This is a genomic window from Hoeflea phototrophica DFL-43 (assembly GCF_000154705.2).
In the GTDB taxonomy this organism is placed as follows: domain Bacteria; phylum Pseudomonadota; class Alphaproteobacteria; order Rhizobiales; family Rhizobiaceae; genus Hoeflea; species Hoeflea phototrophica.
On sequence record NZ_CM002917.1, the window covers coordinates 1,483,587 to 1,510,298 of the forward strand.

24 protein-coding genes are annotated in these 26,712 nt (G+C 60.7%); 15 read left to right on the plus strand and 9 right to left on the minus strand.

Annotation, left to right across the window (positions count from 1 at the left end; translation table 11 throughout):
- The first annotated feature begins 192 nt into the window (after window positions 1–192).
- Window positions 193–975 carry an MBL fold metallo-hydrolase gene (locus HPDFL43_RS06855; RefSeq protein WP_007196561.1) on the plus strand — a complete coding sequence of 261 codons (783 nt, stop codon included), beginning with the start codon at window positions 193–195 and terminating at the stop codon, window positions 973–975.
- Window positions 976–1,054: 79 nt separating this feature from the next.
- On the opposite strand, the gene HPDFL43_RS06860 is transcribed toward HPDFL43_RS06855, so the two are convergent.
- The 3 genes from HPDFL43_RS06860 to HPDFL43_RS06870 all read right to left on the minus strand — a co-directional run bounded on the left by HPDFL43_RS06860 (window position 1,055) and on the right by HPDFL43_RS06870 (window position 4,272).
- On the minus strand, window positions 1,055–1,792 hold the full coding sequence (locus HPDFL43_RS06860; protein ID WP_007196562.1) for a polysaccharide deacetylase family protein: 738 nt from the start codon (window positions 1,790–1,792) through the stop codon (window positions 1,055–1,057).
- A complete protein-coding gene (locus HPDFL43_RS06865; protein WP_007196563.1) occupies window positions 1,789–2,892 on the minus strand; it encodes a glycosyltransferase family 4 protein in 1,104 nt (367 codons plus the stop codon). Before HPDFL43_RS06865 ends, HPDFL43_RS06860 begins: the two co-directional genes overlap by 4 nt.
- 75 nt (window positions 2,893–2,967) lie before the next feature.
- On the minus strand, window positions 2,968–4,272 hold the full coding sequence (locus HPDFL43_RS06870; protein ID WP_007196564.1) for a UDP-glucose dehydrogenase family protein: 1,305 nt from the start codon (window positions 4,270–4,272) through the stop codon (window positions 2,968–2,970).
- A 434-nt stretch (window positions 4,273–4,706) separates the two neighbouring features.
- On the opposite strand from HPDFL43_RS06870, the gene HPDFL43_RS06875 reads away from it, so the two are divergent.
- A complete protein-coding gene (locus tag HPDFL43_RS06875) occupies window positions 4,707–6,044 on the plus strand; it encodes a nucleotide sugar dehydrogenase (RefSeq protein WP_210165625.1) in 1,338 nt (445 codons plus the stop codon).
- A gap of 96 nt (window positions 6,045–6,140) precedes the next feature.
- On the opposite strand, the gene HPDFL43_RS06880 is transcribed toward HPDFL43_RS06875, so the two are convergent.
- Window positions 6,141–7,064 carry a LysR family transcriptional regulator gene (locus HPDFL43_RS06880; protein ID WP_007196566.1) on the minus strand — a complete coding sequence of 308 codons (924 nt, stop codon included), beginning with the start codon at window positions 7,062–7,064 and terminating at the stop codon, window positions 6,141–6,143.
- Between the two features lie 114 nt (window positions 7,065–7,178).
- Here HPDFL43_RS06880 and HPDFL43_RS21910 point away from each other — a divergent pair, with 114 nt between their 5' ends.
- Window positions 7,179–7,343 carry a hypothetical protein gene (locus tag HPDFL43_RS21910; protein WP_007196567.1) on the plus strand — a complete coding sequence of 55 codons (165 nt, stop codon included), beginning with the start codon at window positions 7,179–7,181 and terminating at the stop codon, window positions 7,341–7,343.
- Between the two features lie 328 nt (window positions 7,344–7,671).
- Complete coding sequence (locus HPDFL43_RS06885) at window positions 7,672–9,780, plus strand: mechanosensitive ion channel family protein (RefSeq protein WP_156970215.1); 2,109 nt, start codon at window positions 7,672–7,674, stop codon at window positions 9,778–9,780.
- A 285-nt stretch (window positions 9,781–10,065) separates the two neighbouring features.
- Here HPDFL43_RS06885 and HPDFL43_RS06890 read toward each other — a convergent pair whose 3' ends face one another.
- Window positions 10,066–10,632, minus strand: a complete 567-nt coding sequence (locus HPDFL43_RS06890) for a hypothetical protein (RefSeq protein WP_040449109.1) — start codon at window positions 10,630–10,632, stop codon at window positions 10,066–10,068.
- A 384-nt stretch (window positions 10,633–11,016) separates the two neighbouring features.
- On the opposite strand from HPDFL43_RS06890, the gene pufB reads away from it, so the two are divergent.
- The 5 genes from pufB to HPDFL43_RS06915 all read left to right on the plus strand — a co-directional run bounded on the left by pufB (window position 11,017) and on the right by HPDFL43_RS06915 (window position 14,138).
- A complete protein-coding gene (gene pufB / locus HPDFL43_RS06895) occupies window positions 11,017–11,172 on the plus strand; it encodes a light-harvesting antenna LH1, beta subunit (protein WP_007196569.1) in 156 nt (51 codons plus the stop codon).
- 12 nt (window positions 11,173–11,184) lie between these two features.
- Window positions 11,185–11,526: a light-harvesting protein gene (locus HPDFL43_RS21620; protein WP_007196570.1), complete on the plus strand. Its 342-nt coding sequence runs from the start codon at window positions 11,185–11,187 to the stop codon at window positions 11,524–11,526.
- A gap of 254 nt (window positions 11,527–11,780) precedes the next feature.
- Window positions 11,781–13,184, plus strand: a complete 1,404-nt coding sequence (locus tag HPDFL43_RS06905) for a PucC family protein (protein ID WP_007196571.1) — start codon at window positions 11,781–11,783, stop codon at window positions 13,182–13,184.
- A gap of 280 nt (window positions 13,185–13,464) precedes the next feature.
- Window positions 13,465–13,794: an NIPSNAP family protein gene (locus HPDFL43_RS06910; protein WP_007196572.1), complete on the plus strand. Its 330-nt coding sequence runs from the start codon at window positions 13,465–13,467 to the stop codon at window positions 13,792–13,794.
- Window positions 13,791–14,138 carry an antibiotic biosynthesis monooxygenase family protein gene (locus HPDFL43_RS06915; RefSeq protein WP_007196573.1) on the plus strand — a complete coding sequence of 116 codons (348 nt, stop codon included), beginning with the start codon at window positions 13,791–13,793 and terminating at the stop codon, window positions 14,136–14,138. The genes HPDFL43_RS06910 and HPDFL43_RS06915 overlap by 4 nt, the downstream gene beginning before the upstream one ends.
- A gap of 53 nt (window positions 14,139–14,191) precedes the next feature.
- On the opposite strand, the gene HPDFL43_RS21325 is transcribed toward HPDFL43_RS06915, so the two are convergent.
- On the minus strand, window positions 14,192–15,082 hold the full coding sequence (locus HPDFL43_RS21325; RefSeq protein WP_169743235.1) for a cobalamin B12-binding domain-containing protein: 891 nt from the start codon (window positions 15,080–15,082) through the stop codon (window positions 14,192–14,194).
- Window positions 15,083–15,240: 158 nt separating this feature from the next.
- The gene (gene dxs, locus HPDFL43_RS06925) at window positions 15,241–17,193 is read right to left on the minus strand and encodes a 1-deoxy-D-xylulose-5-phosphate synthase (RefSeq protein ID WP_040449850.1); all 1,953 of its coding nucleotides are present in this window, start codon (window positions 17,191–17,193) and stop codon (window positions 15,241–15,243) included.
- Between the two features lie 367 nt (window positions 17,194–17,560).
- Between dxs and bchI the strand changes: the two genes are divergently transcribed.
- From bchI to HPDFL43_RS22110, 6 genes are all read left to right on the plus strand, one after another.
- Window positions 17,561–18,592 carry a magnesium chelatase ATPase subunit I gene (gene bchI, locus HPDFL43_RS06930; protein ID WP_007196577.1) on the plus strand — a complete coding sequence of 344 codons (1,032 nt, stop codon included), beginning with the start codon at window positions 17,561–17,563 and terminating at the stop codon, window positions 18,590–18,592.
- A gap of 121 nt (window positions 18,593–18,713) precedes the next feature.
- Entirely contained in the window at window positions 18,714–20,513 is a 1,800-nt protein-coding gene (locus HPDFL43_RS06935) for a VWA domain-containing protein (RefSeq protein WP_040449852.1), read from the plus strand.
- On the plus strand, window positions 20,510–21,415 hold the full coding sequence (gene bchO, locus HPDFL43_RS06940) for an alpha/beta fold hydrolase BchO (RefSeq protein WP_007196579.1): 906 nt from the start codon (window positions 20,510–20,512) through the stop codon (window positions 21,413–21,415). The genes HPDFL43_RS06935 and bchO overlap by 4 nt, the downstream gene beginning before the upstream one ends.
- Window positions 21,416–21,466: 51 nt before the next feature.
- Window positions 21,467–22,999, plus strand: a complete 1,533-nt coding sequence (locus HPDFL43_RS06945; protein ID WP_007196580.1) for a phytoene desaturase — start codon at window positions 21,467–21,469, stop codon at window positions 22,997–22,999.
- Window positions 22,980–24,020 (plus strand): phytoene/squalene synthase family protein, encoded by a 1,041-nt coding sequence (locus tag HPDFL43_RS06950; protein ID WP_007196581.1) that lies wholly within the window; start codon window positions 22,980–22,982, stop codon window positions 24,018–24,020. The genes HPDFL43_RS06945 and HPDFL43_RS06950 overlap by 20 nt, the downstream gene beginning before the upstream one ends.
- 24 nt (window positions 24,021–24,044) lie before the next feature.
- A complete protein-coding gene (locus tag HPDFL43_RS22110) occupies window positions 24,045–24,191 on the plus strand; it encodes a hypothetical protein (protein WP_007196582.1) in 147 nt (48 codons plus the stop codon).
- 19 nt (window positions 24,192–24,210) lie between these two features.
- On the opposite strand, the gene HPDFL43_RS06955 is transcribed toward HPDFL43_RS22110, so the two are convergent.
- Window positions 24,211–25,065: a hypothetical protein gene (locus HPDFL43_RS06955; protein WP_007196583.1), complete on the minus strand. Its 855-nt coding sequence runs from the start codon at window positions 25,063–25,065 to the stop codon at window positions 24,211–24,213.
- A 26-nt stretch (window positions 25,066–25,091) separates the two neighbouring features.
- On the minus strand, window positions 25,092–26,666 hold the full coding sequence (gene crtD / locus HPDFL43_RS06960; RefSeq protein ID WP_245271107.1) for a 1-hydroxycarotenoid 3,4-desaturase CrtD: 1,575 nt from the start codon (window positions 26,664–26,666) through the stop codon (window positions 25,092–25,094).
- Window positions 26,667–26,712 lie beyond the last annotated feature (46 nt).

Consider the following 26,712-nt stretch of genomic DNA (forward strand, 5'->3'; position numbering starts at 1 on the left):
TTTGGCTACATTTGGGCCAATGAGGGTTGGTGTGTGCACAAGTAGCCAGGGCAGGCTGCATGGCAGCGTGGCTGAACTGGAAAGATTCTGCCATCAGATTTGTCCCAGGCACAGAAACGGGGTTTTGTGACCGAAGAAAAAAGATCGGAAGATTCCCTATTCCAGGTGCGATGCTGGGGCGCGCGTGGCACCATGTCAGTCTGCAGCGATGAGTTTCGGCAGTTTGGCGGAAACACAATCTGCATTGAGGTTCGCTGCGGCGATCATGTCCTGATTTTCGATGCGGGCTCTGGCCTGCCAAATGCCGCAAAAGCGCTTGCTGCAGAAGGTGTAAAGGACTTCAATCTTTTCTTCAGCCACTGCCATTATGACCATATCTGCGGACTTCCGCATTTCAAGCCGATGTATTTGCCTGGTTTCACCATTGGCTTCTGGTCCGGGCACCTGGCCGGCACGATGACGACCAGAGAAATGATTTACGGCTACATACGGCCGCCATGGTTTCCGGTCGCCCCCGACATCTGCAGAGCCAGCATGAGCACTGTCGATTTCAAGGCCGGTGATGTGCTTGAGCCATTCCCAAACCTTTCCATCAAGACTGGTGCATTGGTCCACCCGGGCGGGGCGATCGGCTACCGGGTCGAATGGGGCGGGCGATCATTCGCCATGATTACCGATACCGAACATACACCGGGCGAACTTGATCCGGTCGTCATGGATCTCATCAGCGATGTTGACCTGTTCCTGTATGACACGACCTATCTGGAAGACGAGATCGAGACCTATCGCGGTTATGGTCATTCCACCTGGGAGCAAGCAGTCAAGCTTGCCCAGGCCGCGGGAGCCAAGCGTGTCGGCTTCATGCATCACTCGCCGACGCGCACGGATGCGGAACTCTCCGAGATAGGTGAGATGGCCGCAAAACGCTTTGAGGGTGCGTTCTGCGCCTACGAAGGCCAGACGATCGAGATCTGAACTCCAGCGAATTCCGTGCGCTCGCCGGTCACACTGTTCGCCAGTCCATGCAGGCTTAGCCCACGCTATCAAAGGGCTTTTACAAGTCAGCCGCGTCCACCCATTGGCAGGCCGGGTGGGCAGTGCTGCGCTCGAACAGGGAGGCCAGGAAGTTCCACGCAGCGTCGTCATGGACAAGGTGATGTGTGAGGAACCCCATGTGCCCTGACTGGTCGAACATGACGCGCAGACGCGCAACAATCTCGGCGATCAGGGCCTCTGGATCCCGTCCACCACGGCTGCCGTGCCAGTCAATCAGGTCGACATGGGTATTGATCTTCCGGATCGGAGCCGGTTTCTCCGCACCAAACACAGAGACGGAACGGTATCCCAGCGACGCGAGTTCGGGCAGAAGATCCGCGTCGATCCGGTTCCATGGCGGGACCAGCATGGCATTGAACTGTTGCCCGTAAAGCTCTGCCAGCTTGCCGAACCCCTTTGAGAGTTCATCAAGGACGATGGCCTTGGGGCGATGGAGCCCGAGTTCCTGCTTTTTGTCAGATGCATCGGCATGGTTTTGGTGGGACCAGCCATGCACAGCAATCGACACGTGGCCGGCCTTGGCAATCGTCTTCGCAAGTGCAGCGCCGGTGTCTTGCGGGATTACGGCCAGGGTGAGGGGGACGTTCTGGAGGGCGGTCAGTCCGACCAGCTGTTCCAGAAGATCTGTCGGCATGACCGCATCATCGTCGCGCAGCCAGAACCTGGCGGTGCGGCCATGGGCCTGCCACCGGTCAAGTTCGTCTTTGAGGAGCCGCCAGGGCTGTTTGCTGTTCATGATTTCAAATCCAGAGCTTGGGTGAGAATCCGGTCCAAGGTGTCAGCCGCACGTTCAAACGAGCGTTGATTGAGGACAAAATTCCGGGCCGCCATTCCAAGGGTTTTGCGACTGTCATCATCGCCGAGCAAGTGCGCAATCGCCGCGCTGTAGGCGTCGATATCACCGGGTGGTGTGAGCATCCCTGATACGCCATCCACAACAACCTCGGGAACGCCGGCAATGTTCTGGGCGACAACAGGCAGCCCGGCAGCCTGTGCTTCCAGATAGGCCAGGCCATAGGCCTCGCCGCATCCGGGCCAGACATAGGCCGAGGCACGCTTCAACAGATCGGCGACCTCCTGCTCTGACTTCGCGCCGAGCCAGTCGATACGGTCTTCAGGCAACCCGGAGAACAGGAGCTTGGTCTCGGCGGCCTTCGGGCCATCGCCGATCACCTGAAGCGACCAGGACATGTCAGCCGGAAGCCGCTCCAGTGCCTTGGCAAGCATGGTGTAGCTGTCGAACTTGTCACCATCGCGCATCATCGCGACGCTGATCAGCTTCGTGCCGGGCTCCGTCTGGCCGTAAGGCCCGATGGCGAACCGCTCTGTATCAATGAAGGGCTTCAGCATGGCGGTCTGTGCATCTGAAACCGCACTTTGAAGTCCCGCCCGGTCCCGCTCGGTGAAGCAGATGTTGACCGCGGCCTTCTCCAGTCCAGCACGCACGCAAGCCTGCCAGTGTGCCCACGGTCCACCATCGCGCTTGGCCGCATAGGAGGATTCCGCCGTCACATAAGTCAGGCCAAAAGCATCAGCCAGTTTGGTCCCGATCAGATCGGGCGCCTTGTAATAGGGGTGATAGCAAAACCAGAGATCCGGTTGGGAATCTGTACCCCAAAGAGCCGAGATCCGAGACACCTCGCTTTGAGTGCTCGCATTGAGCGCGTTCCAGGCATCGGTCCCTGGATCCTTAGAGAAACTCCGGAACTCGGAAACGACACGGACCTTGTGCCCCTTGTGTTCAAGGGCCCTGACCAGCATCCGCGCCATCAGCCGATCCCCCGAGGTGACGGGGTGGTTTGGCGATTTCAACGGCGCGTAAAATGCAATGTCCATTCCAGTGCACACCCTTCCTAAGCACCAAAATACCCTAGGCCAGACTCTCTTCCGCCCGTCGCCACCTGGTTGCGATCAGCTGCGCCCGATACTGTGGTAGGTGAAGCCGAGCTCGCGCACCTGCGCCGGATTGTACAGATTTCTCAGATCCACCAGAACCGGCGACTTCATCACTTCACGAAGGTCCTCGAAGTCGAGCGACTTGAAATCGTCCCAATCGGTGATGATCACCAGCGCATCGCTGTCCCTTGCTGTGGCCTGGATGCTATCCGAATACTCGATTTCTGGCATCGCGGAACGGGCGGCATCCATCCCTGCAGGGTCATGGGCCTTGACGATGGCGCCCTTGTCCAGAAGAGCCTGAATGATCGTCAGTGCCGGCGACTCGCGGATGTCATCGGTGTTGGGCTTGAAGGTGAGGCCAAGAATGCCGATCGTCTTGCCTCTCAGCTCGTCGCCGATGGCCCGTTCGATTTTTCGCGCCATCGCCCGTTTGCGTGTCTCATTGATCCCGACAATGGTTTCGATGACCCGGATCGGTGAATCATGATCCTGCGCGGTCCTGAGCAGCGCCAGCGTGTCCTTCGGAAAACAGGATCCGCCGTAGCCGGGGCCTGCATTGAGAAACTTCTTGCCAATTCGGCTGTCGAGCCCGATCCCGAGCGAGACATGCTGCACATCCGCGCCCACCTGCTCGCACAAATCGGCAATCTCGTTGATATAGGCGAGCTTGACCGCCAGAAAAGCATTGGCAGCATATTTGGTCAGCTCCGCGGTGCGCCGGGACGTGATGACAAGCGGGTGGAGATCCGGGTCCAGAGGCTTGTAGATGTCCTGCACCACCTCGATGGCGCGCGGATCCTCGGCGCCGATCAACACGCGGTCCGGTTCCAGGAAATCCCTGATCGCGGCTCCCTCGCGCAAGAACTCGGGATTGGAGACGACGGAAAAATCCGCGTCCGGATTGGCCTGTTGCACGATCCGTTCGATCTCGTCGCCGGTTCCGACCGGCACGGTCGATTTGGTGATGATCACCGTGTAGCCGTTCAGCGCTTTCGCCACATCGGCGACGACCGCATTGACATATTGCAGATCCGCATGTCCGTCGCCATTGCGCGAGGGCGTGCCCACGGCAATGAAAATGGCATCGGCATTGGAGACCGATGCGGGAAGGTCCGAGGTGAAGTGAAGCCGGCCGAGAGCGACATTTTCCGCCATGAGCTCTTCGAGGCCGGGTTCATAGATCGGCACCTTTCCCGAGTTGAGCATGTCGATTTTTTCGGACGAGTTATCAATGCAGGTAACGTCGTGTCCGAATGAAGACAGGCACACGCCGGAAACCAGTCCGACATATCCGGCTCCAACGATGGATATTCTCATGTTTCATCCGTTGTTCAATGACCGGCGCCGGAATGCGAAAAACCCGTCGATCTGTCTTGAATTTGGACGGAGAGCTCCGTCCTGTGATGACTGCCGCCCGATGAAATTGACGGGGGCTACAATTCCGCATTGCCTTTGTTTTGGCGCCCTTTGAGGATCTGGCACACCCGAATTTCCCCGGGAGCCTTCAGATGGATGCATATCTTTGAAAGGGGGCAAGATCAATCACGGTTTATCCGGTGGCGATCACAAGATCGTTCGTCAGGGCGTTACCATCACCAGTCAGTCATGATCTGCAGGAAGCCGGCTTTCCCGGGCGCAGGGCGCGCAAAAACGCCGGCGGTTCATTTGCAAACGGAGACCAGCTTGTCGAAACCCATTTGCCAATCGTTGAAAACCATCTAATTGACGGGAGCCTAGTCGGAGAGTCCAAGTTGAGCACAAACACGCATTTTGAACACTGTCGGAGCTTGATCCAGTCGCGCGAAGCCAAAGTGGGCGTCATTGGTCTGGGCTATGTCGGCCTGCCACTGGCGATTGCGGCATTGAGATCCGGGCTCAGTGTGGTCGGATATGATGTCAACGTGGCCCATATCGACCGGCTCGCATCTGGTCATTCGACGATCGGCCGGGTCGCAGGGTCGGAAGTTCTCACCTACACCGGCAACGGGGCTTTGACCCTCACTGGCGAGGCCGCCGAGCTTGCAGCATGCGACGCAATCCTGATCTGCGTTCCCACACCGCTTAACAAGCACCACGAGCCGGACCTTTCCTATGTGGTCAAGTCGGGGGAAATGATCGCCGGAATTCTCCGCCGTGGCCAGCTCATCGTTCTCGAATCGACCACCTATCCAACGACGACCACCGGTCTGTTGAAGCCAATTCTTGAGAAAACCGGCCTCAGCCAGGGCGAAGACTTCTTCCTGGCGTTTTCACCTGAGCGCGAGGATCCCGGCAACAAGGACTTTGAAACCTCCACCATTCCCAAGATCGTTGGCGGTGATGGTCCGCTCTCGACTGAACTGGCGGTCGCTCTCTATGGGGCGGTCGTCAACAAGGTCATCCCGGTCAGTTCCTGTGAGGTGGCCGAAGCATCTAAGCTGATGGAAAATATCTTCCGCGCCGTCAACATCGCGCTCGTAAACGAGCTCAAGGTCATTTACGGCGAGATGGGCATTGATATCTGGGAAGTGATCGAGGCGGCGAAAACCAAGCCCTTCGGCTTCATGCCATTCTATCCCGGACCGGGACTGGGTGGACACTGCATTCCGATCGATCCGTTTTATCTGACCTGGAAAGCGCGCGAATACGACATCTCGACGCGCTTCATCGAGCTTGCCGGCGAAATCAACACCCGAGCCCCTTACCATGTGGTGGAGAAGCTTGTGTCGGCGCTGTCGATGCGGCGGACGAAGGCCATCTCGGGCGCCAGGATCTTGCTGTTCGGCCTGGCCTACAAGAAAGACGTGGAGGACGTGCGCGAAAGTCCGGCTTTCAAGCTCATCGAATTGCTGGAGAGCCACGGCGCGACCGTGGATTTCCATGATCCATTCGTGCCCGTCATCCCTCCCACCCGTGAGCATGCAGCACTGGCCGGACGCGAAAGTGTTGCCCTGGATGATGACATGCTCGGCTCTTATGATGCGGGGCTCATCTGCACCGATCACAGCAGTGTCGATTACGCCGCAATTGTCAAAGCCATGGATCTGGTTGTCGACACCCGCAACGCCACCAAGTCTGTCGGTGACCGCTCGAATGTGGTGCTGGCATAGAGTCACGCGGCCTTTCGGATCAGAGACCGAAATCTCCATCTTCAGCCGTGCCTGGCTTTGTTTTCTGCGCGGGTTGTTCCAGACGCGATTTGACCGTCATGGGCCGGGCCGCTCTGCCGGATTTGATGTTCGGGTCTGTTCGACGAGGAAATCCACGAAAGCCCTGACCCGCGGCAGATGTTGCCGCCCGGGTGGCATCAATGCCGTAATCGGCACCGTTTCAGAGACATGGCAGTCGACCAGAAGTGGCTTGAGTCGTCCATCAGACAGCGCGTCGTCAATCACGAAGCTGCCCAGCCGCACGATGCCCATGCCCGCAAGCGCCATCTCGGCAAGGATATCGGCATTGTCACAGCTTACGGCCGTCTTGATCGCAACCGGGGTCACCTTTCCGTCGATCTTGAGCGGCCATTCCGACAGCCGCGAGAAACCGGTCACCGTCAGGCAGATATGGTGCTTGAGATCCGACGCCTGTTTGGGTTCGCCGAACTTCGCCAGATAGGCGGGGCTGGCGGCAATCACCCGTGTCGCTTCGCCCAACCGCCGCGCCACCAGGCTCGAATCGGTGAGTGGCCCTGTGCGTATGGCCACATCAAGCTGCTCGCCGATCACGTCCACCCTGCGGTCGGCCACCGAGATGATCAGATCGATCTCGGGATAGCGTTCGCGAAATTCCGGCAGCGCCGGGGCCAGACGGTGTTTGGCATAGGCGGTGCCGACATTGACCCTGATGGTCCCGCGTGGCTTTCCGCGCGCCGCCATCACCTCGGCCTCGGTGGATTCGATCGCCGCCAGGATGTCGCGGCCACGCGCCAGCAGCAGTTCGCCCTCCGCTGTCATCATCAGCCGCCGCGTGGTCCGCTGCAGCAGCTTGACCCCGAGGCGGTCCTCAAGCCGGGTGACCGCCTTGGAGACGCCGGACGGTGTAAGCCCGGTCTCCTCGGCCGCCGCAGCAAAGCCGCCACGCTCGACCACACGCACAAAGATCGCGATTTCATCGGAAGCGGATGTCTTATTCATGACTGATAGTCCGGAGTGAATGCCAATGAATGCTAATTATAAAGACTAAAAAAAGGAATACATCTGTTTTTACACCGGCCGCATCGTTTTCGGCCTCACCCGAAGGAGACGAGCATGAACGATTATTCCAAAGCCGCACGAGGCAAGGGTCGCGATCACATGGTCTGGCCGGACAGCACACCCGATTTTCTGCAATTGCGCGACCGCGCCAAGCACCAGCGCACGCTCGCCATCAATGCCGCGCTTTCGGCAATCTGGGGCCGCCTGACGGGCATGTAGAATCGCGTCCGGGACGTCGCAGCCTCCCCGACTGTCCCGGAAACTATCCTGCTTGCCTGATGGCGGCACAATTGCTCTGTTTCTGGCAGTTCTTGCGACCCAATACTTGAGCCCTGAGCTCTCATCGAAGCAACTGCTTCGGCAGAGGCCATAATGATTTGACATCGACGAAGCAGTTGGGTGTTAATGCGCGTCTTAGCTGACCTTGGGGGCGCAATTGATTAGACTGTTTTGGGGTGGTGTTCGCGTCCTTGGTGTTTTGCTGTTGATCTCCAGTCAGCTCAGTCTTGTGCAGACTGCTGGCGCGCAATCCTTGGTTCCAGGGGTGGTGGGGACGAATACAGCCAGCCCTGCCGTTCCTGAGACACCCCCTGCCGAGAAGGTCGATCAATTGATCGGTTTGCTTTCGGATCCGGTGATTCAATCCTGGCTTGCTCAACGGGCATTGGAGAATGGTTCGTCTGCGGGCCAGTCTGCGCAGTCAGGTGGAGGGGCTGCCCTTTCGACGAGGCTCCATTCGATCAAGGCCCATTTGCAGGAGCTGACAGAAGCCTTGCCCACGATCCCGGCGCAATTTGAACGTGCCCGAAACATCTTGATGCTCGAGTTCGAGGACCGGGGTATTCTGAGTATCATCGCATTGGTTCTGGGGTTGACTGTTGCGGGTCTCGGGTTTGATCGGTTGGCGCGAATGGCGACCGGTGGGTATCGGCGCTGGATGCAAAGCTTGCCGACGACGAACCCCAGAGGCAGGTTGGCAGGACTGGCGGCCCGTTTCTTGTATGCCATGATCCTTATTGCCGCATTCTTTGCTGGCAGTGTGGGCGTTTTCCTGATTTTTGATTGGCCGTTGCTGATGCGTGAGATTGTCCTGACTTATCTGTCTGTCGGTCTGATCACCTGGATCGTTTTGATGATGTCCCGGGTCATTCTGGTGCCGCCGATGCTCGGATTGCACCCGTCCCAGGAGTACCGTGCGCTGCCGATGAGCGACGCGCGTGCCGGGCATTGGTATCTGTATGTCGGCATCAACACCGCGTTTTTCTTGTTCACCGGAGCGACCATCGGCATTCTGAAGACCTTCGGGTTCGATGAACCCGGGCGAATGTTGATCGCAGGGGTGGTCGGATTGGTTCAGCTGCTGCTGCTGCTGACGGCGGTGTGGCGACGTCCAGAGCAGGTTAAGACAAGCGGCAGTGGTGTTTTGCTTGGGCCAGTTGCGATCTCCTGGTTGCTGACGGTGTTCTTTGTCGTGTTGTGGGCCTTGCGGGTCAGCGGTGCGAACATCGCATTTTGGCTGTTGCTCGCGATCGTTGCGATCCCCGTCATTGTTATGGCCGCCAGCGATGCGGTAGATTACCTTTTCCGGGCACCGGAGGACGATAGCGCCTCCCTGACGCCGGTAACTATTGCGGTGATCGACCGCGGCATCCGTTGTGTGGTCATCATATTGGCGGCCTACTTCCTTGCCAACATCTGGGGTGTCGATGTTTCAGGAATTGCCCAGGGGGAAAACACGCAACAGCGCCTGTTGCGTGGTGGATTGACCGCTGTTGTCATCCTTCTCGCCGCTGATTTTGGTTGGGCAATTATCCGGGCCATTATCGAGAACCGGCTCAACGAAGGCAGAGCCCTTTTGCCCGATGGCCAGCCGGCTCCCTTGACACCCAAACAGTCACGTATGCGCACATTGCTCCCGATCATCCAGAACGTTCTCCTGGCGGTCATCATCGTGATGGCGGTTTTGATGAGCCTGTCGGCCATCGGCGTGGAAATTGGCCCGCTCATTGCAGGTGCCGGCGTGGTCGGGGTGGCAATCGGATTTGGTGCCCAAACGCTGGTCAAGGATGTGATCTCGGGCATGTTTTACCTATTCGATGATGCCTTTCGTGTCGGGGAATATGTTGAAACTGGGACCTATCGTGGCACCGTCGAGAGTTTCAGCCTGCGTTCTGTAAAGTTGCGTCATCATAGAGGCTATCTGACCACCGTTCCCTTTGGCGAACTTGGCGCGGTGCAGAACATGAGCCGCGACTGGGCGATCGACAAGTTCAGCGTGACCGTCGGCTACGACACCGACATCGACAAGGCTCGCAAGCTGATCAAGAAACTGGGCATCGAACTGGCGGAAGATCCGGAGTTCGCCCCGCATGTGATCGAGCCGATGAAAATGCAGGGCGTTCAGAATTTCGGTGACTACGGAATCGAACTCCGGATGAAGATGAAGACCAAACCGGGCGAGCAGTTCACCATTCGCCGGAAAGCCTACGTCCGGCTCAAGCATTTGTTCGAGGAGAACGGGATCAAGATTCCGTTCCCGACCGTTCACGTTCAAGGCGGCGGCGGCGGCGGCGGGGAAGAAACCGATTCCACTGCTGCGGCCCAAGCCGCAATTGCGCGCAAGATGGCAGCGGAGGCTGCCCCTGCGAAGGGGTAATAGCGTACAAGAATCGCGTCAGCTATCACGCCGCATCAGCCCTGGCGTCCAAGTCTGGTGGTCAGGTGCTAGGGCCAACGATGTTGGTTGATGCGCGGCTCCGCAACGGGGCAGTTGAAGGGTTTCAATCCTTCACGGGCGCTCCGATCCATTGCAACGGACCTTGGAGGTCCGATGGCCGATCGACATCGGCGGCAGGTTGGCGCCGGAATGAGAGGCCTGCTGAAATGCAAAACGCCGCAAGCCCGTCAAAGCTAGCGGCGTTTGGTCTTTAAGTGACTTGCTTCAGCGCTTGCTCAGCAGCGGCAGGCCAAACATTCTTGACATGCTGAATGAGGACAGATTGGCGCGCGGGCCTTTCCTCGAAAGCAGCGGCAGGCCGAGCATCTCGGATATGGTTCGCGATGATGAGGTGAGTGGTGGCATGAACTTCCTGCCTGACAAGATCATCGCATCGCGCGCCAGGAGTGATGTGGCGCTGGGCCGGTGTTTGCGCATTGGGCGATACACTTCCGCCGGCAAATGAACCTCATCGCGGGCGTCTGTCGCAACCGTCTCAAACGGTGCAAGAATGTCTTTGGCCCGGAATGCGGCGCCGACCGGGGCACGCACTGTGAGAAGCACATTGCCCTCTGCAATCAGCGGAGCGTAAATCCCAGCTGATCTTGGAATCACGCCCGCAGCGGAAAGTGCCGCCGAAATGCTGCCGAGATCAGCCTTGGACGCCTTCTTGCCCGATGGGGCGGCGATGACGGTGTAATGCTTGTCCCGAAAGCCATCGGCTGCGAGCGCTGCAACTGCCTGATCGGCGAGCTGCTGGGTGGCATAAAGTCGCGTAATGAGCGTTGTCATGATATCTCCAAGCCTGATGGCACCGAAACAATAAGTGTAAGGATAGAGCGATCACTTGATCAATTCAAGCACAAGTCGTCACAAATATTTAACATATTAATATGTCTAGCAAAATTTACATTTTGCCAAAAAGCCCGGAGATGCGGGCTTTCCGAATCGGCGCGGTTCTTCAAATATTAGCATGACGGGAATGACGCTGATTTGTGACAAAAACGAATGTATATTGTTGTTGACACTTGAAACTGTCAAAAACCTGTGACAATTTGGGCGGTGGCGACATCCTGTGGTGATTGCGCATATGCACGATTCTCCAGGTTGCTGCTCTGTTGGATCCGCTGATTTATGACGCGGATCGTAATGCTACCGCCTTAAGGAGACGGCGCAATGAACTATGATCCTGACAAAGTATGGCCATCCGGCCTGACGATCGGGGAAGCTGAGGAGCTTCACCGGCATATCATCGACGGCACACGTGTATTCGGGTTTATCGCGGTTTTGGCGCATATTCTCGCCTACGTGTATTCGCCTTGGTTCGGGTGAGGGGAGAACGATATGAACAACGCAAAAATGTGGTTGGTTGTTAAGCCGACCGTCGGTGTTCCACTCTTCCTCACCGCAGTGGCAGTGGGCTCGTTTGCAGTCCATGTGTCCGTCCTGCGAAACACAACCTGGCTGCCTCAGTTCCTGTCCGGCGGTGCCGCAATGGAGCAGGCCTCCATTCACACCCCGGGCATTGTTCCGGCCGGCGGCAACGCAACCGTTGTCTTCGACGGTGTCCAGCAGGTCGGTACCGGCCAGCAGGGCGTCGTTGTGCTGCCCGATGGCCGCACGGCCCGTGTCGTATTCGATGAGCCACAAATCGTCGATGGCACCAAGACTGCCCTGCTTAAATAGCGTGGGACATGTCAGGCTTTGCCTTCCGGTGAAGCAGGGGATGAAAGCCAAGGCCGGGGCCTGCGGGTCCCGTCTTTGGAAACTTGAGGGAATGAATTCAAGCCCGGATTTGGGTCCGCGACGGACCCCGGATCGGGCATTGGCAGGGTCATATGGCTGCGAGCGCGCTTTTTCGAAGCGTTGCTCGCGCCACACCCGGCGACTCAAATGGCTGATCTGGCAGCCCACAAACCAGATGAGAGGCGGGGAGGGATATGAACCGCATCAGTCAGAAAGCGATACAGAGCTGGGCCAGCCTTGGTCCAAGGTTCCTGCCGTTTGCCGACGTGGCAAGCGAAGATCTGCCGCTCAGCCGCTTGCTTCGGCTGTCGCTGTTTCAGGTTTCGGTCGGCATGGCGCTGGTCTTGCTGATCGGGACGCTCAACCGCGTCATGATCGTCGAACTCGGCGTGCCGGCTTCGCTTGTCGGTGTCATGATTGCACTGCCCATTCTTTTCGCGCCGTTCCGCGCAATCATCGGGTTCAAATCCGATGTCCACACCTCGGCGCTGGGTTGGCGCCGGGTCCCGTTCATCTGGCGCGGCACCATGCTGCAATTTGGCGGCCTCGCCATCATGCCCTTCGCGCTGCTGGTGTTGAGCGGGCAGGGGCAAGCCGCCTCGGCACCCGTCTGGATCGGGTATCTGGGCGCGGGCACGGCGTTCCTGCTGGTCGGTGCGGGCATGCACATGGTTCAGACCGTCGGTCTCGCCCTTGCCACCGATCTGGCGCCGCCGGAAGATCAGCCCAATGTCGTTGGCCTGATGTATGTGATGCTGCTGATCGGGATGATTGTCAGCGCACTTCTCTTCGGCAAGGCGCTTGAAAACTTCAGCCCCGGCCGTCTGATCCAGGTAATTCAGGCCTCGGCGGTCGCAACGCTGGTGCTCAATGTGCTGGCATTGTGGAAAATGGAGGCGCGAAACCGCCGTCCGCGGGATGTCACAGGTCCCGCTCCGGAATTCGCCCAATCCTGGCAGAAACTGGTCCGCGGCAGCCATGCCATGCGCCGTCTCGCCGTGGTGGCGCTGGGCACATTGGGTTTCGGCATGGCCGATGTGCTGCTTGAACCCTATGGCGGCCAGGTTCTGGCGCTTTCCGTCGCCGACACCACCAAGCTGACCGCGATGCTCGCCGGCGGCAGCCTGATCGGCTTCGCGCTCGCCTCGCGGGTCTTGAGCCGCGGGTTCGATCCGTTGCTGATGGCCGGCTATGGCGCGCTGGTGGGTGTTCCCGCATTTGCCGCCATCTGCCTTGCGGCGCCGCTCGACTGGCCATTGCTGTTTGTCACCGGCACCACGCTGGTTGGTTTTGGTGCTGGCCTCTTCGGCCACGGCACGCTGACTGCGACCATGCGGATGGCGCCGCGCGAGCAGACCGGCTTGGCACTCGGAGCCTGGGGCGCTGTTCAGGCCACATCGGCGGGGGCCGGCATCGCGCTTGGCAGCGTGCTGCGCGACATCATGCTGGCTCTCGATCTGAAGACCGGGTTCGGCGCTGCAACCCCCTATCTGGCCGTCTACCTGCTCGAGATCCTGTTCCTGATCGCCGCTCTGGCCGTGATCGCACCGCTGCTGATGGGCAGCAACAAGCCGGCTGCTGACCTCAGAGCGTCGTAAGGCGTCTTGCGGGTCTGCACACGCGGCGCGATCCGCGCCTGCCATGCCGGCATTGGCCTTCAGGCTGTTTGAGATGGATTCTTATTGCCGGGATGGTGACGTCGGCTTCAGCCACCATTTCACTTGCTCTCAGCGCGGTCAAAATGTCCGCGTGTGCCGGCTCCCCAATCAGAGTGTCGGATCAATCAAGATCAGGGCCTTCTCGGATACTTCGATCCTGGTCGAAGCATGGGCAGGTCGTCCTGTGCGATAGGCAGTGCAGAGACATCTGGAGGCTGCCATGATCACCTGCTTTATCCGTTACCACATTGACCCCAACAAGAAAGCGTTGTTTGAAGAATATGCCCGCAATTGGGGGCAGGCCATTCCGCGCTGTGGAGCTGACTTGATCGGATATTTCTCACCTCACGAAGGGTCGTCTACGCTGGCCTATGGCGTTTACTCGGTCGAGAGTCTTGCAGCCTACGAAGCCTATCGCGCGCGCCTTGCCGGCGATCCCCTGGGCCAGGAAAACTACCAGTTTGCCCAGCGCGAACAATTCCTGCTGCGCGAGGATCGGACCTTTCTCAAACTGGCTTCAACGCCACACAGCTCGATGGTGCGCTCATGATTGCAGTGATTTTCGAAGTTGAACCCGCGGACGGGCGCCGGGTCGAGTATCTCGAGATTGCCGCGACCATGCGCGCGATGCTCGATGAGGTTGACGGGTTCATCTCGGTGGAGCGCTTTGAAAGCCTCACCAAGCCGGGAAAGCTCCTCTCGCTGTCGTTCTTTCGTGACGAGGAAGCTGTCCGGCAATGGCGGACCCTGGCGGCCCACCGTGGAGCGCAGTCACACGGGCGGGATGGTCTCTTCTCGGATTACCGTTTGCGGGTGGCGCATGTGTTGCGCGACTACGGTCTGCACGATCGCGCCGAAGCGCCTGACGACAGCCGGGCAATTCATACCGATTGAGTTGAACCCGGTCTTTGATCTCGCGCTGCCGGTTGGTTGCCGGCCAGCACCTATCAGTCGGCTGGCCGCGCGAGCATCTCGTTGGCGCGCTGGATCGCCTGACGGACATCGAGGGCGACAATGTCCGCGCCTGCGGCATGGAGCTCCTCTTCGCGGCAGGCAAGTGCGGGGCCGCCAAGCAGGATCTTGGTCTTGGTGTCCGGGCATGCCGCGCGGATATTCTTGATCACCGCAGCGACATCCTGGGTGGTCGAGCCGACAGCCAGCGAAACGCCGATCATGTTGTAGCCGCCGTTGCGAGCCATGCTGTAGGCGCGCTTGCCGCTTGGAAGGCTGGGGCCGCCATCCACCATCCAGCCTTCATCATGAAACACCGATGCAATAACGCTCAGGCCCAGCGTATGGTCGTTGCTAGGCATGCGCATGAGCAGAATGCGTGGCCGGTCCTCATCGTAAAACGAGGGGCCGTCCGCATCGGTCAGACTGGTCAGCAGCAATTGCAAGCGCGAGGAAGCTGCGGTGATGGAGGCGAAGCTTTCGATATCCTCGCACCACATCCGTCCCAATTCCTCGGCGATCGGCACGATCAGCGTCTCGCAAATAACCAGCAATGGAACATTTTCCTGGCGCAGACGCTCGAGCGCTGCCCGGAAGTAGCGCGGATCGTGCTCCATCAGTGCGCTCAGGAACTGCCGGAAATGGATGGTCCCGTCGACGCCGAGCATGTCTTCGGCAAGAATGGTCTCGGGCGTATCTTCATGGTGAAACAGGTGGTGCCGGATCGCATGCTCAAGTTTGCTGCGGTCTTTCCAGCCAAGAGGCTCCGTTTTGGGGCCAATGTCACCCGGCCGTTCACGTGACGGCGGGCTGGTCGGTATTCTTTGAGAACCACGCTCGGTTGTGGTGAATTGCTTTAAACTACCGCCTTCGCTGTTGCCAGACATCCGTTTCCCCTCCCGCGGATCCAGCCCCGCATTAAAAAAAGGGTAAGACGGATTGAGTGTACAGACGAGGCCAAATCCGGCCATACTGCAACGCGGTTTATTCCCGAATCGAAAAGAACGCGATCAGCTATGCACAAAAACCCCTAATAAATTAGGGGTTATGTAATCGCAAATAGCCGGCTTTTTGGGTGTCCGATCTCTATCTGGTTGCCTTCAAGGCTGGCAATGGCTGCATCTGCAAGGTGCGGTGCGGCCAACCCGGATCGTTCATACATCACCGAGGGGCTTGCATGGGCCTCGAAATGATCCGGCAGGGTCAGGGTGCGAATGGCAAACGACCCGTCGAGCCGCCCCGCCGCCGCAAGATGTTCGAGCACACGGGCGCCAAAGCCTCCTCCCGCGCCTTCTTCCACCGTGATCAGCGCATCATGGCTGCTCGCCAGCCTCTCGATAAGCTCGATGTCGAGTGGCTTGGCAAACCGGGCATCCGCCACGGTCGCCGACAGGCCACGCGCTGCAAGGATATCTGCTGCCTTCTCGCATTCGCCAAGACGGGTGCCGAAGGAGAGAAACGCTATATCTCGGCCTTCACGGATCACCCGGCCCTTGCCGATCGGGATGGGAGTGCCGCGCTCGGGAAGCGCAACGCCGGTTCCCTCGCCACGCGGATAGCGGAAGGCGATCGGTCCGCTGTCATGGGCGGTTGCAGTGGCAACCATATGCACCAGCTCGGCCTCGTCGGCGGCGGCCATCACCGTAAAGCCTGGAAGGTTGGAAAGATAAGCGACGTCAAATGCCCCGGCATGAGTGGGTCCGTCCGCCCCCACAAGGCCTGCGCGGTCGATGGCAAAGCGCACCGGCAATCCCTGGATTGCCACGTCATGGACGATCTGGTCGTAGGCGCGTTGCAGGAAGGTCGAATAGATCGCGCAGAATGGCTTCATCCCGGCGGCTGCCAGCCCGGCCGCAAAGGTAACCGCGTGCTGCTCGGCGATGCCGACATCAAACATCCGCTCGGGATGCGCTTGTGAAAACACATCAAGCCCGGTGCCTGAGGCCATTGCGGCTGTGATGGCGACAACGCCGGGATCCCGGTCCGCCTCGTCACAAAGCGCTTTGGCGAAAACCTTGGTATAGGCCGGCGCACTGGGTTTGGATTTTGACAGCGCCCCGGTCTCGGCGTCGAAGCTGCCGACGCCGTGATACTTGTCGGCGCTGTTTTCCGCCGGCGCATAGCCCGCGCCCTTGCGGGTGATCGCGTGGATCAGCACTGGGCCGTCGGCGACATTGCGCACTGTTCGAAGGATCGCCAGAAGCTGCGGCAGATCATGGCCATCCACAGGCCCGATATAGGAAAAGCCCATATGTTCAAACAGGCTGGATGTGCCCGCCAGAGCCCCAACGGCCTGGCGCGCCCGCGCCGCACCGGTCTTGAACGGCTCGGGCAGCATGGAAGCCGCCTTGCGCATCATCACGTCCATGCCGATTGCCGGTGCTTGCGTGCAGAGCGCCGAAAGATGTTTGGAAAATGCGCCGACCGAAGGCGAGATCGACATCTCATTGTCATTGAGGATGACAAACAGGCGCTTGCCCATGGTGCCGGCATTGTTCATGGCTTCATAGGCCATGCCCGCCGACATGGCTCCGTCGCCGATGACAGCGATGGCGTCGCCATCGCCAAAGCCGAAGGAGCGCGCAGTGGCAAATCCCAGCCCTGCGGAAATCGAGGTCGAGGAATGTGCGGCCCCGAATGGATCGTATTCACTCTCGGCGCGTTTGGTGAAGCCCGAAAGGCCGCCGTCCTGACGCAGGGTTGCCATCGCTTCGCGCCGGCCGGTCAGGATCTTGTGGGCATAGGCCTGATGGCCGACATCCCAGATCAGCTTGTCGCGCGGCGTGTCGAAGACTGCATGGATGGCGACCGTCAGTTCGACGACGCCCAGTGTCGAACCCAAATGCCCGCCGGTCGCCGCCACTTTGGCAATCGTGTCGCGGCGCAGTTCGTCAGCCAGACGAACGAGGTCTGCGTCGCTCATCTGACGCAATGCCTCGGGGCTCTTGATCCGATCGAGTATCGGCGTTGAATGTTCCGGTTTGGTCGCGATCCCCATAGTCAGGCCTCCCAATTGGTCCGGCACTGTGCCGGAAGGGCCGGGATCAAGAACGAGATTCCGGACCATCTTCATATTTGCCGGATTGGGAATAAATGTAAACAAAATTATACAAAATAAATGTCAGTCAAAATTGACACAATGATGCGTAAGACCGTCACCCGGTGAGTCTTCAGCCTTCTGCGGGGCCAAACAATGGGATTGTCAAAGGCCGATTGCAAAAGACGCTGGAGTGTATATTCTGCTTTACGTTGATATGTCTAATTATGTGGACACTCGCGTTTTATGAGAATTGTCCCGCGCCGTCAGCCAAGCTTACGGATCAGGCCGGATGAGGGCGCAAGCGGAATGAAAGGTGGTTTCAGCCATGGCCAAGCCCTATCCCTTTAGCGCCATTGTCGGTCAGGATGAGATGAAAGACGCGCTCTTGATGGCCGCGGTGGAGCCTTCGCTGGGCGGAGTTCTGGTGTTTGGCGATCGCGGCACCGGCAAGTCCACGGCCGTGCGGGCCCTTGCGGAACTCACCCCTGAACTCGTTTCGACCAAAGGCTGCCGTTACAATTGCGATCCCGCCACGCCCGCCGAACCGTGCCCGGTCTGTGCCGCCGCGCCCAGATCGGACCGAATCAAGCGTCGCGCGCCGATGGTGGATCTGCCCCTGGGCGCCACCGAAGACCGTGTCTGCGGAGCTCTCGACATCGAGAAGGCGCTCGTCTCGGGCGAACGCGCCTTCGAGCCGGGCCTGCTCGCCAAGGCCCACCGCGGCTTTCTTTATGTGGATGAGGTCAATCTGCTCGAGGACCATCTGGTCGATCTTCTGCTCGACGTTGCGGCCTCAGGGGTCAATGTGGTCGAGCGCGAAGGCCTCAGTGTGCGCCATCCCGCCCGTTTCGTGCTGGTCGGCAGCGGCAACCCGGAAGAGGGCGAGTTGCGCCCGCAATTGCTTGACCGCTTCGGCCTGTCTGTTGATGTGGCGTCTCCACGCGAGATCGCCTCGCGCATCGAGGTGCTCAAGCGCCGTGACGCCTATGAACAGGATCCTGATGCGTTTCACGCTTTGTGGGAGAAGGACGAGCAGAAGCTTGCCCGGCGCATTGTTGCCGGCCGCAAGACGGTCGGAACGGTCGAATTGTCCGAGCGCCTGATGACCATGATGGCGCATCTGTGCATGCAGCTGGGGGTCGATGGGCTGCGAGGGGAACTGACATTGATGCGCGCCACCCGCGCCAAGGCTGCCTTGTCCAAACGCTCGAAGGCGACGGTTGAGGATGTGCTTGCGGTCGCGCCGATGGCACTGAGCCACCGGCTCCGCCGCGATCCGCTCGATGAAGCCGGGTCCAAGGTTCGGGTTGACCGCGCCATCAGCGAAATTGCGGGGGCGCCAGTTGGAAATGCCTGATCAGGACGCCAGTGCTGGTCCCAAGCAGCACCCCGGGCTTGCACCCGGGCCGCACCCACAGTCACCGAAGGACCAGTGCTCGCCTGATCAAAGCTGGCCCCGGCAGCGCTGGAGTGACGCCTTGCTCGCTGCTCAGGTTCTCGCGGCTGGTGCCGGGTTGATTGGCGGCGTTCGCCTGCGCGCCGGTGCAGGGCCGGTCCGCGACCGCTGGCTGGAGATGGCCCGCGCGATGATGGACGCAAGAGCGGGCGGCAAACGGCCATGGATCCGCATTCCTGCCTCGTCCGCCGCCGGACGCCTGACCGGCGGCATTGACATCACGGCCACACTCACCGCCGGGCGCCCGGTGCATGAGAAGGGCCTTCTCGCACGTGCCGATGGCGGCGTGATCATCCTCGGCATGGCCGAACGGCTGAGCGGCAGCAGTGCAGCCATAATCGGCCGCACGCTTGATGACGGTGTTGCCAGTGGCGGCTCGGGACGTAAGCAGCCGGCGCGGTTCTCGGTGATCGCGCTTGATGAATCCGTGGATGAGGACGAGGACGTCCCCGCAGCTCTCGCTGACCGTTTGACCCTGGATGTGCGGCTTGAAGGGCTTTCCATTCACGATGCGGAGCTCGATCTCGATCTGGCCCGCGAGATGGGCGAAAATTTGTCCGATGCCGACGTCTGTGCAGCCGCGCAGATCGATGATGGTTTGCGTGAGGCCGCCGCGGCTATCTCGCTGGCGCTGCCTGCCAGCCCCTTGCGCCGCGGTCTCGATCTTCTGCGTGTGGCCAGAATTCTGGCAAGCCTGGAGCACAGCGAAACGGTTGATGGCGAACATCTGGCCGTGGCCGTCCGGCTTTGTCTCGGCCTGTCGCTGAATGCCAATGAACAATCTCAGCCCGAGCAAGAGCAAGCCCAGGAGGAGACCCAACCTGCCGAGCCCGAACAGATGCAGGCTGACCAGCCGGAGCAGCCCGATACCCCCGAGGACAGTGATCCCGAGCAGGAACCCTCCGAGGCCGAGACAGAGATAAGCGAGGAGGACATGCTGGTTGCCGCAGCCGCAGCCTCCCGTGCTGTGCTTGCCGAACTCGACCGGCCGGACCGCTCCACAGCGTCGAAATCGGCTCGCAGCGGAAAATCCGGGGGCTTCAAATCAGGGTCCCGCCGCGGCCGACCCGCCGGTATCGTCTCGCGTCCGCCCTATGCCGAGGCGCGGCCCGATATTGTTTCGACATTGCGCGCAGCCATTCCCTGGCAGCGCCTGCGCAATCCGGATTTTGCCCTGACGTCGGAAGGCGTCGCGCCGTCGCTCAAGATCCTGCCATCGGACTTCCGTTACATCCGGTTCCGTCACCGCACCGAATCCACCGCGATCTTCGCCGTCGATGCCTCGGGCTCGACGGCCATGGAGCGCTTGGCCGAGGCCAAGGGCGCGATCGAACTGCTGTTGGGCGATTGCTATGTCCGCCGCGACCATGTTGCGCTGATTACCTTTCGCGGGCGAGCCGCTGAGACACTGTTGGAGCCGACACGCTCGCTGGTCCGCGCCAAGCGTTCGTTGACCGGCATGCCCGGAGGCGGCCCGACGCCGCTTGCCGGTGCCATTCGCCGCTCGCTCGAAATCGCAGGCATGGTTCAGCGCCGCGGCCAGTCACCGTTGATTGTCTATCTCACCGATGGCAGCGGCAACATTGCGCTTGATGGCGGCGCAGACCGCGCCCGTGCCCGCGATGATGCCCAGATGCTCGCCCGCCAGGGCGCAGCTCTTGGCTACCGCTCAATCCTGATCGACATATCGCGCCGCCCGCGCGAGGCGACCCGCGATCTCGCCCGCTCCATGCAGGCGCAATATTGCCAGCTGCCCAATGTGTCAGCCAGTGCGGTCAATGCCATCGTCAGCGCAGAACTGCAAAAGGCCGCCGGGCCATGAGCCTGTCTGCCCGCCCACCCGATCTCGACATCGAAGGCCGCAACTGGCCGTTTCGCGACCACAGCCGTTTGGTCGCATCGGGAGGGATGGACTGGCATGTGCAGGAGCTGACCGTCAGGAAGGGAGCACCGGTCGCGCTGCTGGTGCACGGCGCCGGCGCTGCTGGCCATTCTTTTCGCGGTCTCATGCCATTGCTGTCAAAAAACCATCACGTCATCGCGATCGATCTGCCCGGTCACGGTTTCACACGCGGCGCAGGCGCGCGCGATCTGACGCTGCCGGGAATGGCGCGCGCACTCTCCGGACTACTCGTCAAACTCGACCTCAACCCTGCCATCGCCATTGGCCATTCCGCAGGCGTTGCGGTGTTGCTCGAAATGGCATTGTCGCAATCCTTTGCGCCCGGGCGCATTGTCGGCCTCAACGGCGCGCTTGAACCGATCCGCGGCAATGCGCTGCTGTCGCCACTCGCCAAGCTGTTGTTCGCCAATCCGCTGACCTCGCGTTTTGTCTCGTTCCAGGCGCGGATGGTGGATATGGCGGGCCATGTGCTGCGCGCCACCGGTTCGCGGATCGATGGCAAGGGGCGCGATTGCTACGCCATGTTGCTGCGCCAGCCTGCTCATGTCAGCGGCGCGCTGGGCATGATGGCCAACTGGAACCTCGATCCGCTGATCGCCCGCCTCGGACAGATTTCAGTGCCGGTGACGCTGATTGCCGCCGCAGACGATCCGATGGTACCGGATCGCGTGTCGCGTCAGGCAGCCCAGCGCATCCCTGGCTGCGGGCTCGAAATTCTCCCCTATGGCGGCCACCTTTTCCACGAGGTGGCGCCTGATCAGGTCTTTTCCCTGATCGTCAATTCACCCTCCGCCCAACCGGCCAAAAGATCGGTGGCTTGAGATGTTTGTGTTGCGCAGAACCGCACCCTCAAGCCCGAAGGACACACGGCCATGATGACCGTTCATGACACCTTGCTCGCAGGCGGCCAGTCCGCCGACGCCCGGCCTCATGCCATCGTGATTGGCGCCGGATTCGGTGGGCTCGCCGCCGCTGTCAGGCTCGGCGCGCGCGGATACCGCGTCACCGTGCTCGAAAAGCTCGAACAGCCCGGCGGCCGCGCATCGCAGTTCCGCCAGGATGGTTTCACCTTCGACGCAGGACCAACCATCATCACCGCGCCTTTCGTCTTTGAGGAATTGTGGGCGTTGTGCGGCCGCAAGCTCTCTGACGATGTCTCGCTGGTCTCGCTCGATCCCTTCTACACCGTGCGTTTCGATGATGGCCGCGAGTTTCGCGCTTCGGCCAATGATGCCGCGATGGAAGCGGAGATCGCCAGATTCTCCCCGGGCGATGTCGACGGCTATCGCCGTTATCTTGAGGAGAGCGAGCGCTGCTTCCGGACTGGCTTTCTCGGCATGATCGACAAATCCTACGCCACGCTGGGCGCAATGGCCCGATCGATGCCAGGCCTCATCATGCGCCGCGCCGAACGCTCGGTTTACAAGCTGGTGTCGAAATACATCAGGAACGAGCAACTGCGCCAGGCGCTGAGCTTCCACCCGCTGTTCATCGGCGGCAACCCGATGCGCTCCTCGGGCGTGCTCAGCCTGATTTCCTATCTCGAGCGGGAATATGGGGTGCATTACGCCAAGGGCGGCACCCATTCGCTGGTCAAGGGACTGGCCGGGCTGATCGCCGGGCAGGGGGGCACGATCCGCACCAATGCGGAAGTGGCCGAAATCACTGTCGAGAATGGCCGCGCCACTGGTGTCTGGCTTCAAGGCGGGCAGGTCATTGCGGCTTCCATCGTGGTTTCCAATGCCGATGCCGGCTGGACCTATTCGAAACTGCTTGCCAAACATCCGCGCAAGCGCTGGACCGACGCCAAGATCGGCAGGGCAAAATACTCCATGAGCCTGTTCGTCTGGTATTTCGGCGTGAACCGGAAATATGACCACGTGCCCCACCATACGGTGATGATGGGACCGCGCTTTGGCGGCCTCCTGCATGATATTTTCGACGCCAAGCACCTGGCCGATGATTTCAGCCTCTATCTCTACCGGCCGTCGGCCAGCGACGATTCGATGGCGCCGGAAGGCTGCGACAGCTTCTATGTGCTCTCGCCGGTGCCCAATCTCGATGCCGACATCGATTGGGCGAAGACCGCCGAACCCTACCGGCGCAAGATCGAGGCCCATCTCGAGGCCACCGTGCTGCCTGGTCTCAAGGATCATGTGGTCACCTCGAAACTGATGACCCCGATTGATTTCCGCGACCGGCTGCTCTCGATCAAGGGCGCCGCCTTCGGCATCGAACCGGTGATCACCCAACTGGCCTGGTTCCGCCCGCACAATATCTCCGAGGAAGTCGAAAACCTGTTCATCGTCGGCGCAGGCACCCATCCGGGCGCCGGGCTTCCCGGCGTCGTGTCCTCCGCCAAGATCCTCGACAAGGTCGTGCCCCATGCCAGAACCGTCAACTGAAAGCTTTGCCCTTGATCCAGTGCTCCGCCGTGAATGCGAGGAGGCGATTCGTGCTGGCTCGAAGTCTTTCCTCGCAGCCTCGATGCTGTTGCCCGGCTCAACCCGGATGGCAGCGCGGGCGCTCTATGCCTTTTGCCGCGCAACCGACGATCTGGTCGATGAAAGCGCCGATCCGGCCGAAGGACTGGCGGAAATCCGCGCCCGGCTTGATGCGATTTACCGTGGAACGCCGCGCGATCATCCGGCCGACCGCGCCTTCGTGGCCGTGGTTGAGCATTACGCCCTGCCACGCGCGCTGCCCGATGCACTGGTCGAGGGGTTTGAATGGGATGTCGGCAACCGAACCTACCGTGACTGCAACGAGCTGTGCGCCTATTCGGCCCGCGTCGCCTCCACCGTTGGCGTGATGATGACGCTGATCATGGGGGTGTGTGACCGCGCGGTGCTGGCCCGGGCCGCCGATCTCGGCCTTGCCATGCAACTGACCAACATCGCCCGCGATGTCGGAGAAGACGCGCGCCGCGGCCGCATCTACCTGCCGCTCGACTGGCTTGAAGAGGCGGGCATCGATCGCGAAGCGTTTCTTGCCAACCCCGAAGCGTGTCCGGCGATGCGCGCCACCACCGAACGTCTGCTCAATACCGCCCAGAGCCTTTATGCCCGCGCCATGACCGGCATCGCCGGCCTGCCATTGACCTGCCGCATGGCGATCCGGAGTGCGGCGCTGATCTACCGCGAAATCGGCCGCGAGATCGAGAAATCCGGACATGACAGCATCACCCTGCGCGCCCACACCTCGACCCGGCGCAAGCTCGAGCTGATCGCCCAGGCGGCCTCGACACCGTTCCTTTTCCAGCCGGTGTCGACAGAACCGGCCCACCCGGAGGTGCGGTTTCTGGTCGAGGCGGCCGCTGCAGGCCGCAGCCAGGCCCCGCGCGGCGTCGACGCCAAGGCCGGCCGCATGATCGAACTGATGGCCCGCTCCGAAGACCGCCGGCGCACCGCCAGTTTCAATGTCTGATGTGCTCAAAGGCCGTGTGTTGCCATGAAATATGCAGGCCTGATCGAAATCGCACTCACCTTCGGCGGTTTTCTGCTGTTCATCATCTGGCAGATGCGCACTCTCAAACGTGACATGCGTGCGCGAGAGGAACGCGAGGCCCGCGAGCGTGAGCAAGGTCCTCAGAATTAGGCAGTCAACCGCGCTTTCCTCACCGTCTGCGCGGCATCCGGAATGGCAGCATCGCCTTGACGACCGGCGAGGCGAAACGGTCGCCTGAAAGGCTTTCATGCATCAACTCGATGTCTTCACCCAGCAGCCGGGTGGCCATGATCGAGCGGGTGTAGAACGGCCCGTCCTCAAGCGTCCGCACAACCCGGGCCGTGGCTTCGGAACCCTGATCGTGATGGCCTGAGCGCGGCACGCCCCAGAAACCCTTGGAAAGCGCCGTCTTCTCCGGCATCTCGAACGGGTGTACGGCCCCGTCGCGGCTGATCCGCAGTGCGATCTGGCCATGCCCGCCATCCTTGCGGATCGCGTCATAGAGGATCACCGCATCGCCATCGGGCGTTAAGCCACGCGCCCAGTCCCAGAGCTTGAAGCCTTCCTCCAGCGGTTCGGTGCCCCAGTTGCTGTCCATGTAGCCATGGCCGGACCACCCTTCAGCCCCGGTCTCCATTTCAAGCCTGATCCGGCCGATGGGCGAGACCGGCCACCAGCGGTGCCGGCCGTCCTGATCGATATCGAAAACCTGCGGGGTCACGGCGTCAGGGGAAAACCGGATGGTTCCCTTGATCCGTCTGGGCAGCAAGTGCGCCGGCGGACGGGGAACCGAGATCTCGTCAAAATCGACGATGATGTCGGAACCATCGCGGCGGATCCCGCTTGGCCCGACCTGAAACGAGGTTGCGTCACGGCGCATCGAGCCGCGTCCGCGCTCGGTCATGCTCCAGCGGTTGCCGCCGGGCCGGTAGAGAGCGACGTTGATGCAGACATGATCCTCGGGGTCGCGCCGGCCTGCCCAGTGGTAATAGGGTGAGAACACCGAACCGACAAAAGAGATCACGGACAGTCCGTATTGGCCGCAATCGCTCAGGCCGTCGACATACCACCAGAGATAACCGCCGGGCGGGACAGGCGCATCGAAGCGAGGTCCTCGGCCAGGCTCTCCGCCGCCAGCATTCCGGAAAGCGTCGCCATCGGCACGCCCGGACCCGGATGGGCGCTGCCCCCCGCCAGATAGAGCCCCGGAATCCGCGTCCGCGACCCCGGTCTCCGGAACGAGGCTGTCCATCCGTGCGAGGCCCGGCCGTAGAGCGCCCCCCCCGTCGCCGGAAACAGCTGATGAAACTGTGCCGGGGTCGTGGGGACGCAATCCATCCCGCTTTTCTCTATCTCCAGCCCCGAGGCCGAAAGCAGTGCGAGTGCCTGATCGAGACATGTTGCGGTTTCCTTGTCGCTAAATTCTGTCTGGTCGCCATCTGCCGGGGCGTTGAGGATGAACAGCATCCGCTCGCGCTCGTCCGCATCGTTGAGCTTGCCTGCATCGTCGCGGTCCTGGGCGCAGATATAGGTGGTCGGGCTTGATGGAATCGCCCGCCGTTTTGACATGGTTTCGAATTCCGCCCGGTAGTCATCGGAGAAGAACACAGTGTGATGGGCCAGCGGAAAGCCTGATGTGCGCGCCGTCATGGCGAAGGTCAGCGCCGAAAAGGACCGCTTCGGCCGCGGGGTCGGCGCGACGCCTGTGTCCGTACCATCCACAAGGCCCTTGAGCGCCGAGATGTCGCCATTGAAGATGATCCGGTCAGCCAAAAGCTGCTCACCGGAAGCAAGTGTCAGTCCGGTCACGCCCTGCCTGCCGCTTCCAATCGCTGAAACATCTGCGCCATAGCGGAATTCGACACCCATTTCGCGCGCCAGCGTCTCCATGCTCTTGGCAAGCCCATGCATGCCGCCTTGCGCCAGCCAAACGCCATCCTGTTCGGCATGGGCAACCAGCATCAGCGTCGCGGGGGCCTGAAATGGTGAGGATCCGCAATAGGTGGCGTAGCGGCCGAACAATTGCCTCAGCCGCGGATCGGAAAAATGCTCGCCAAGCGCCGACCACAGGGTTGAAAATGGCTTGAGCGCCCATTGCTGCTTGAGATTGAGCGGACCGATCCGCGCGATCAGCGACAGCGGGCCGGGCCGTTGTGCATCTATGTAGCTTGGCTTCAGCGTGGCGAACATCGCCGCACTCTGAGCCGCGAACCGGCGATAGCCTTGCGCATTCGCCCGGTTGGAAAAGGCCTCGATGGCCCGCGCGCTTTCTTCGACATCCGCAAACAGATCCAGTTGCGCACCGTCGGACCAGCCATGGCGGGCGAGCACACGCGCCTGGTTCAACCGGATCCGCGCCTCAAGCGAGGTGCCTGCCATTTCAAACAGCCGCTCGAAAACCCAGCGCATGGTCAGCACCGTGGGACCCGCATCCACCTGCCTGCCGCCCACGCCGAGCCTGCGCATCTTGCCGCCCGGTGTTGCGGCGCGGTCGAGAACGGTGACATCCATGCCGCGCGATGCCGCCGAAATGGCGGCGGAAAGCCCTCCGGCTCCCGCTCCCACGATGATCACCTTCTGGCGCGGCGTCCTGTTGATGTCACTCTCCTTTGGTTGTGGTGGCAAACAGCGTTGACAATCCATCCAGTTATGTCAGGATTACTTTACACAT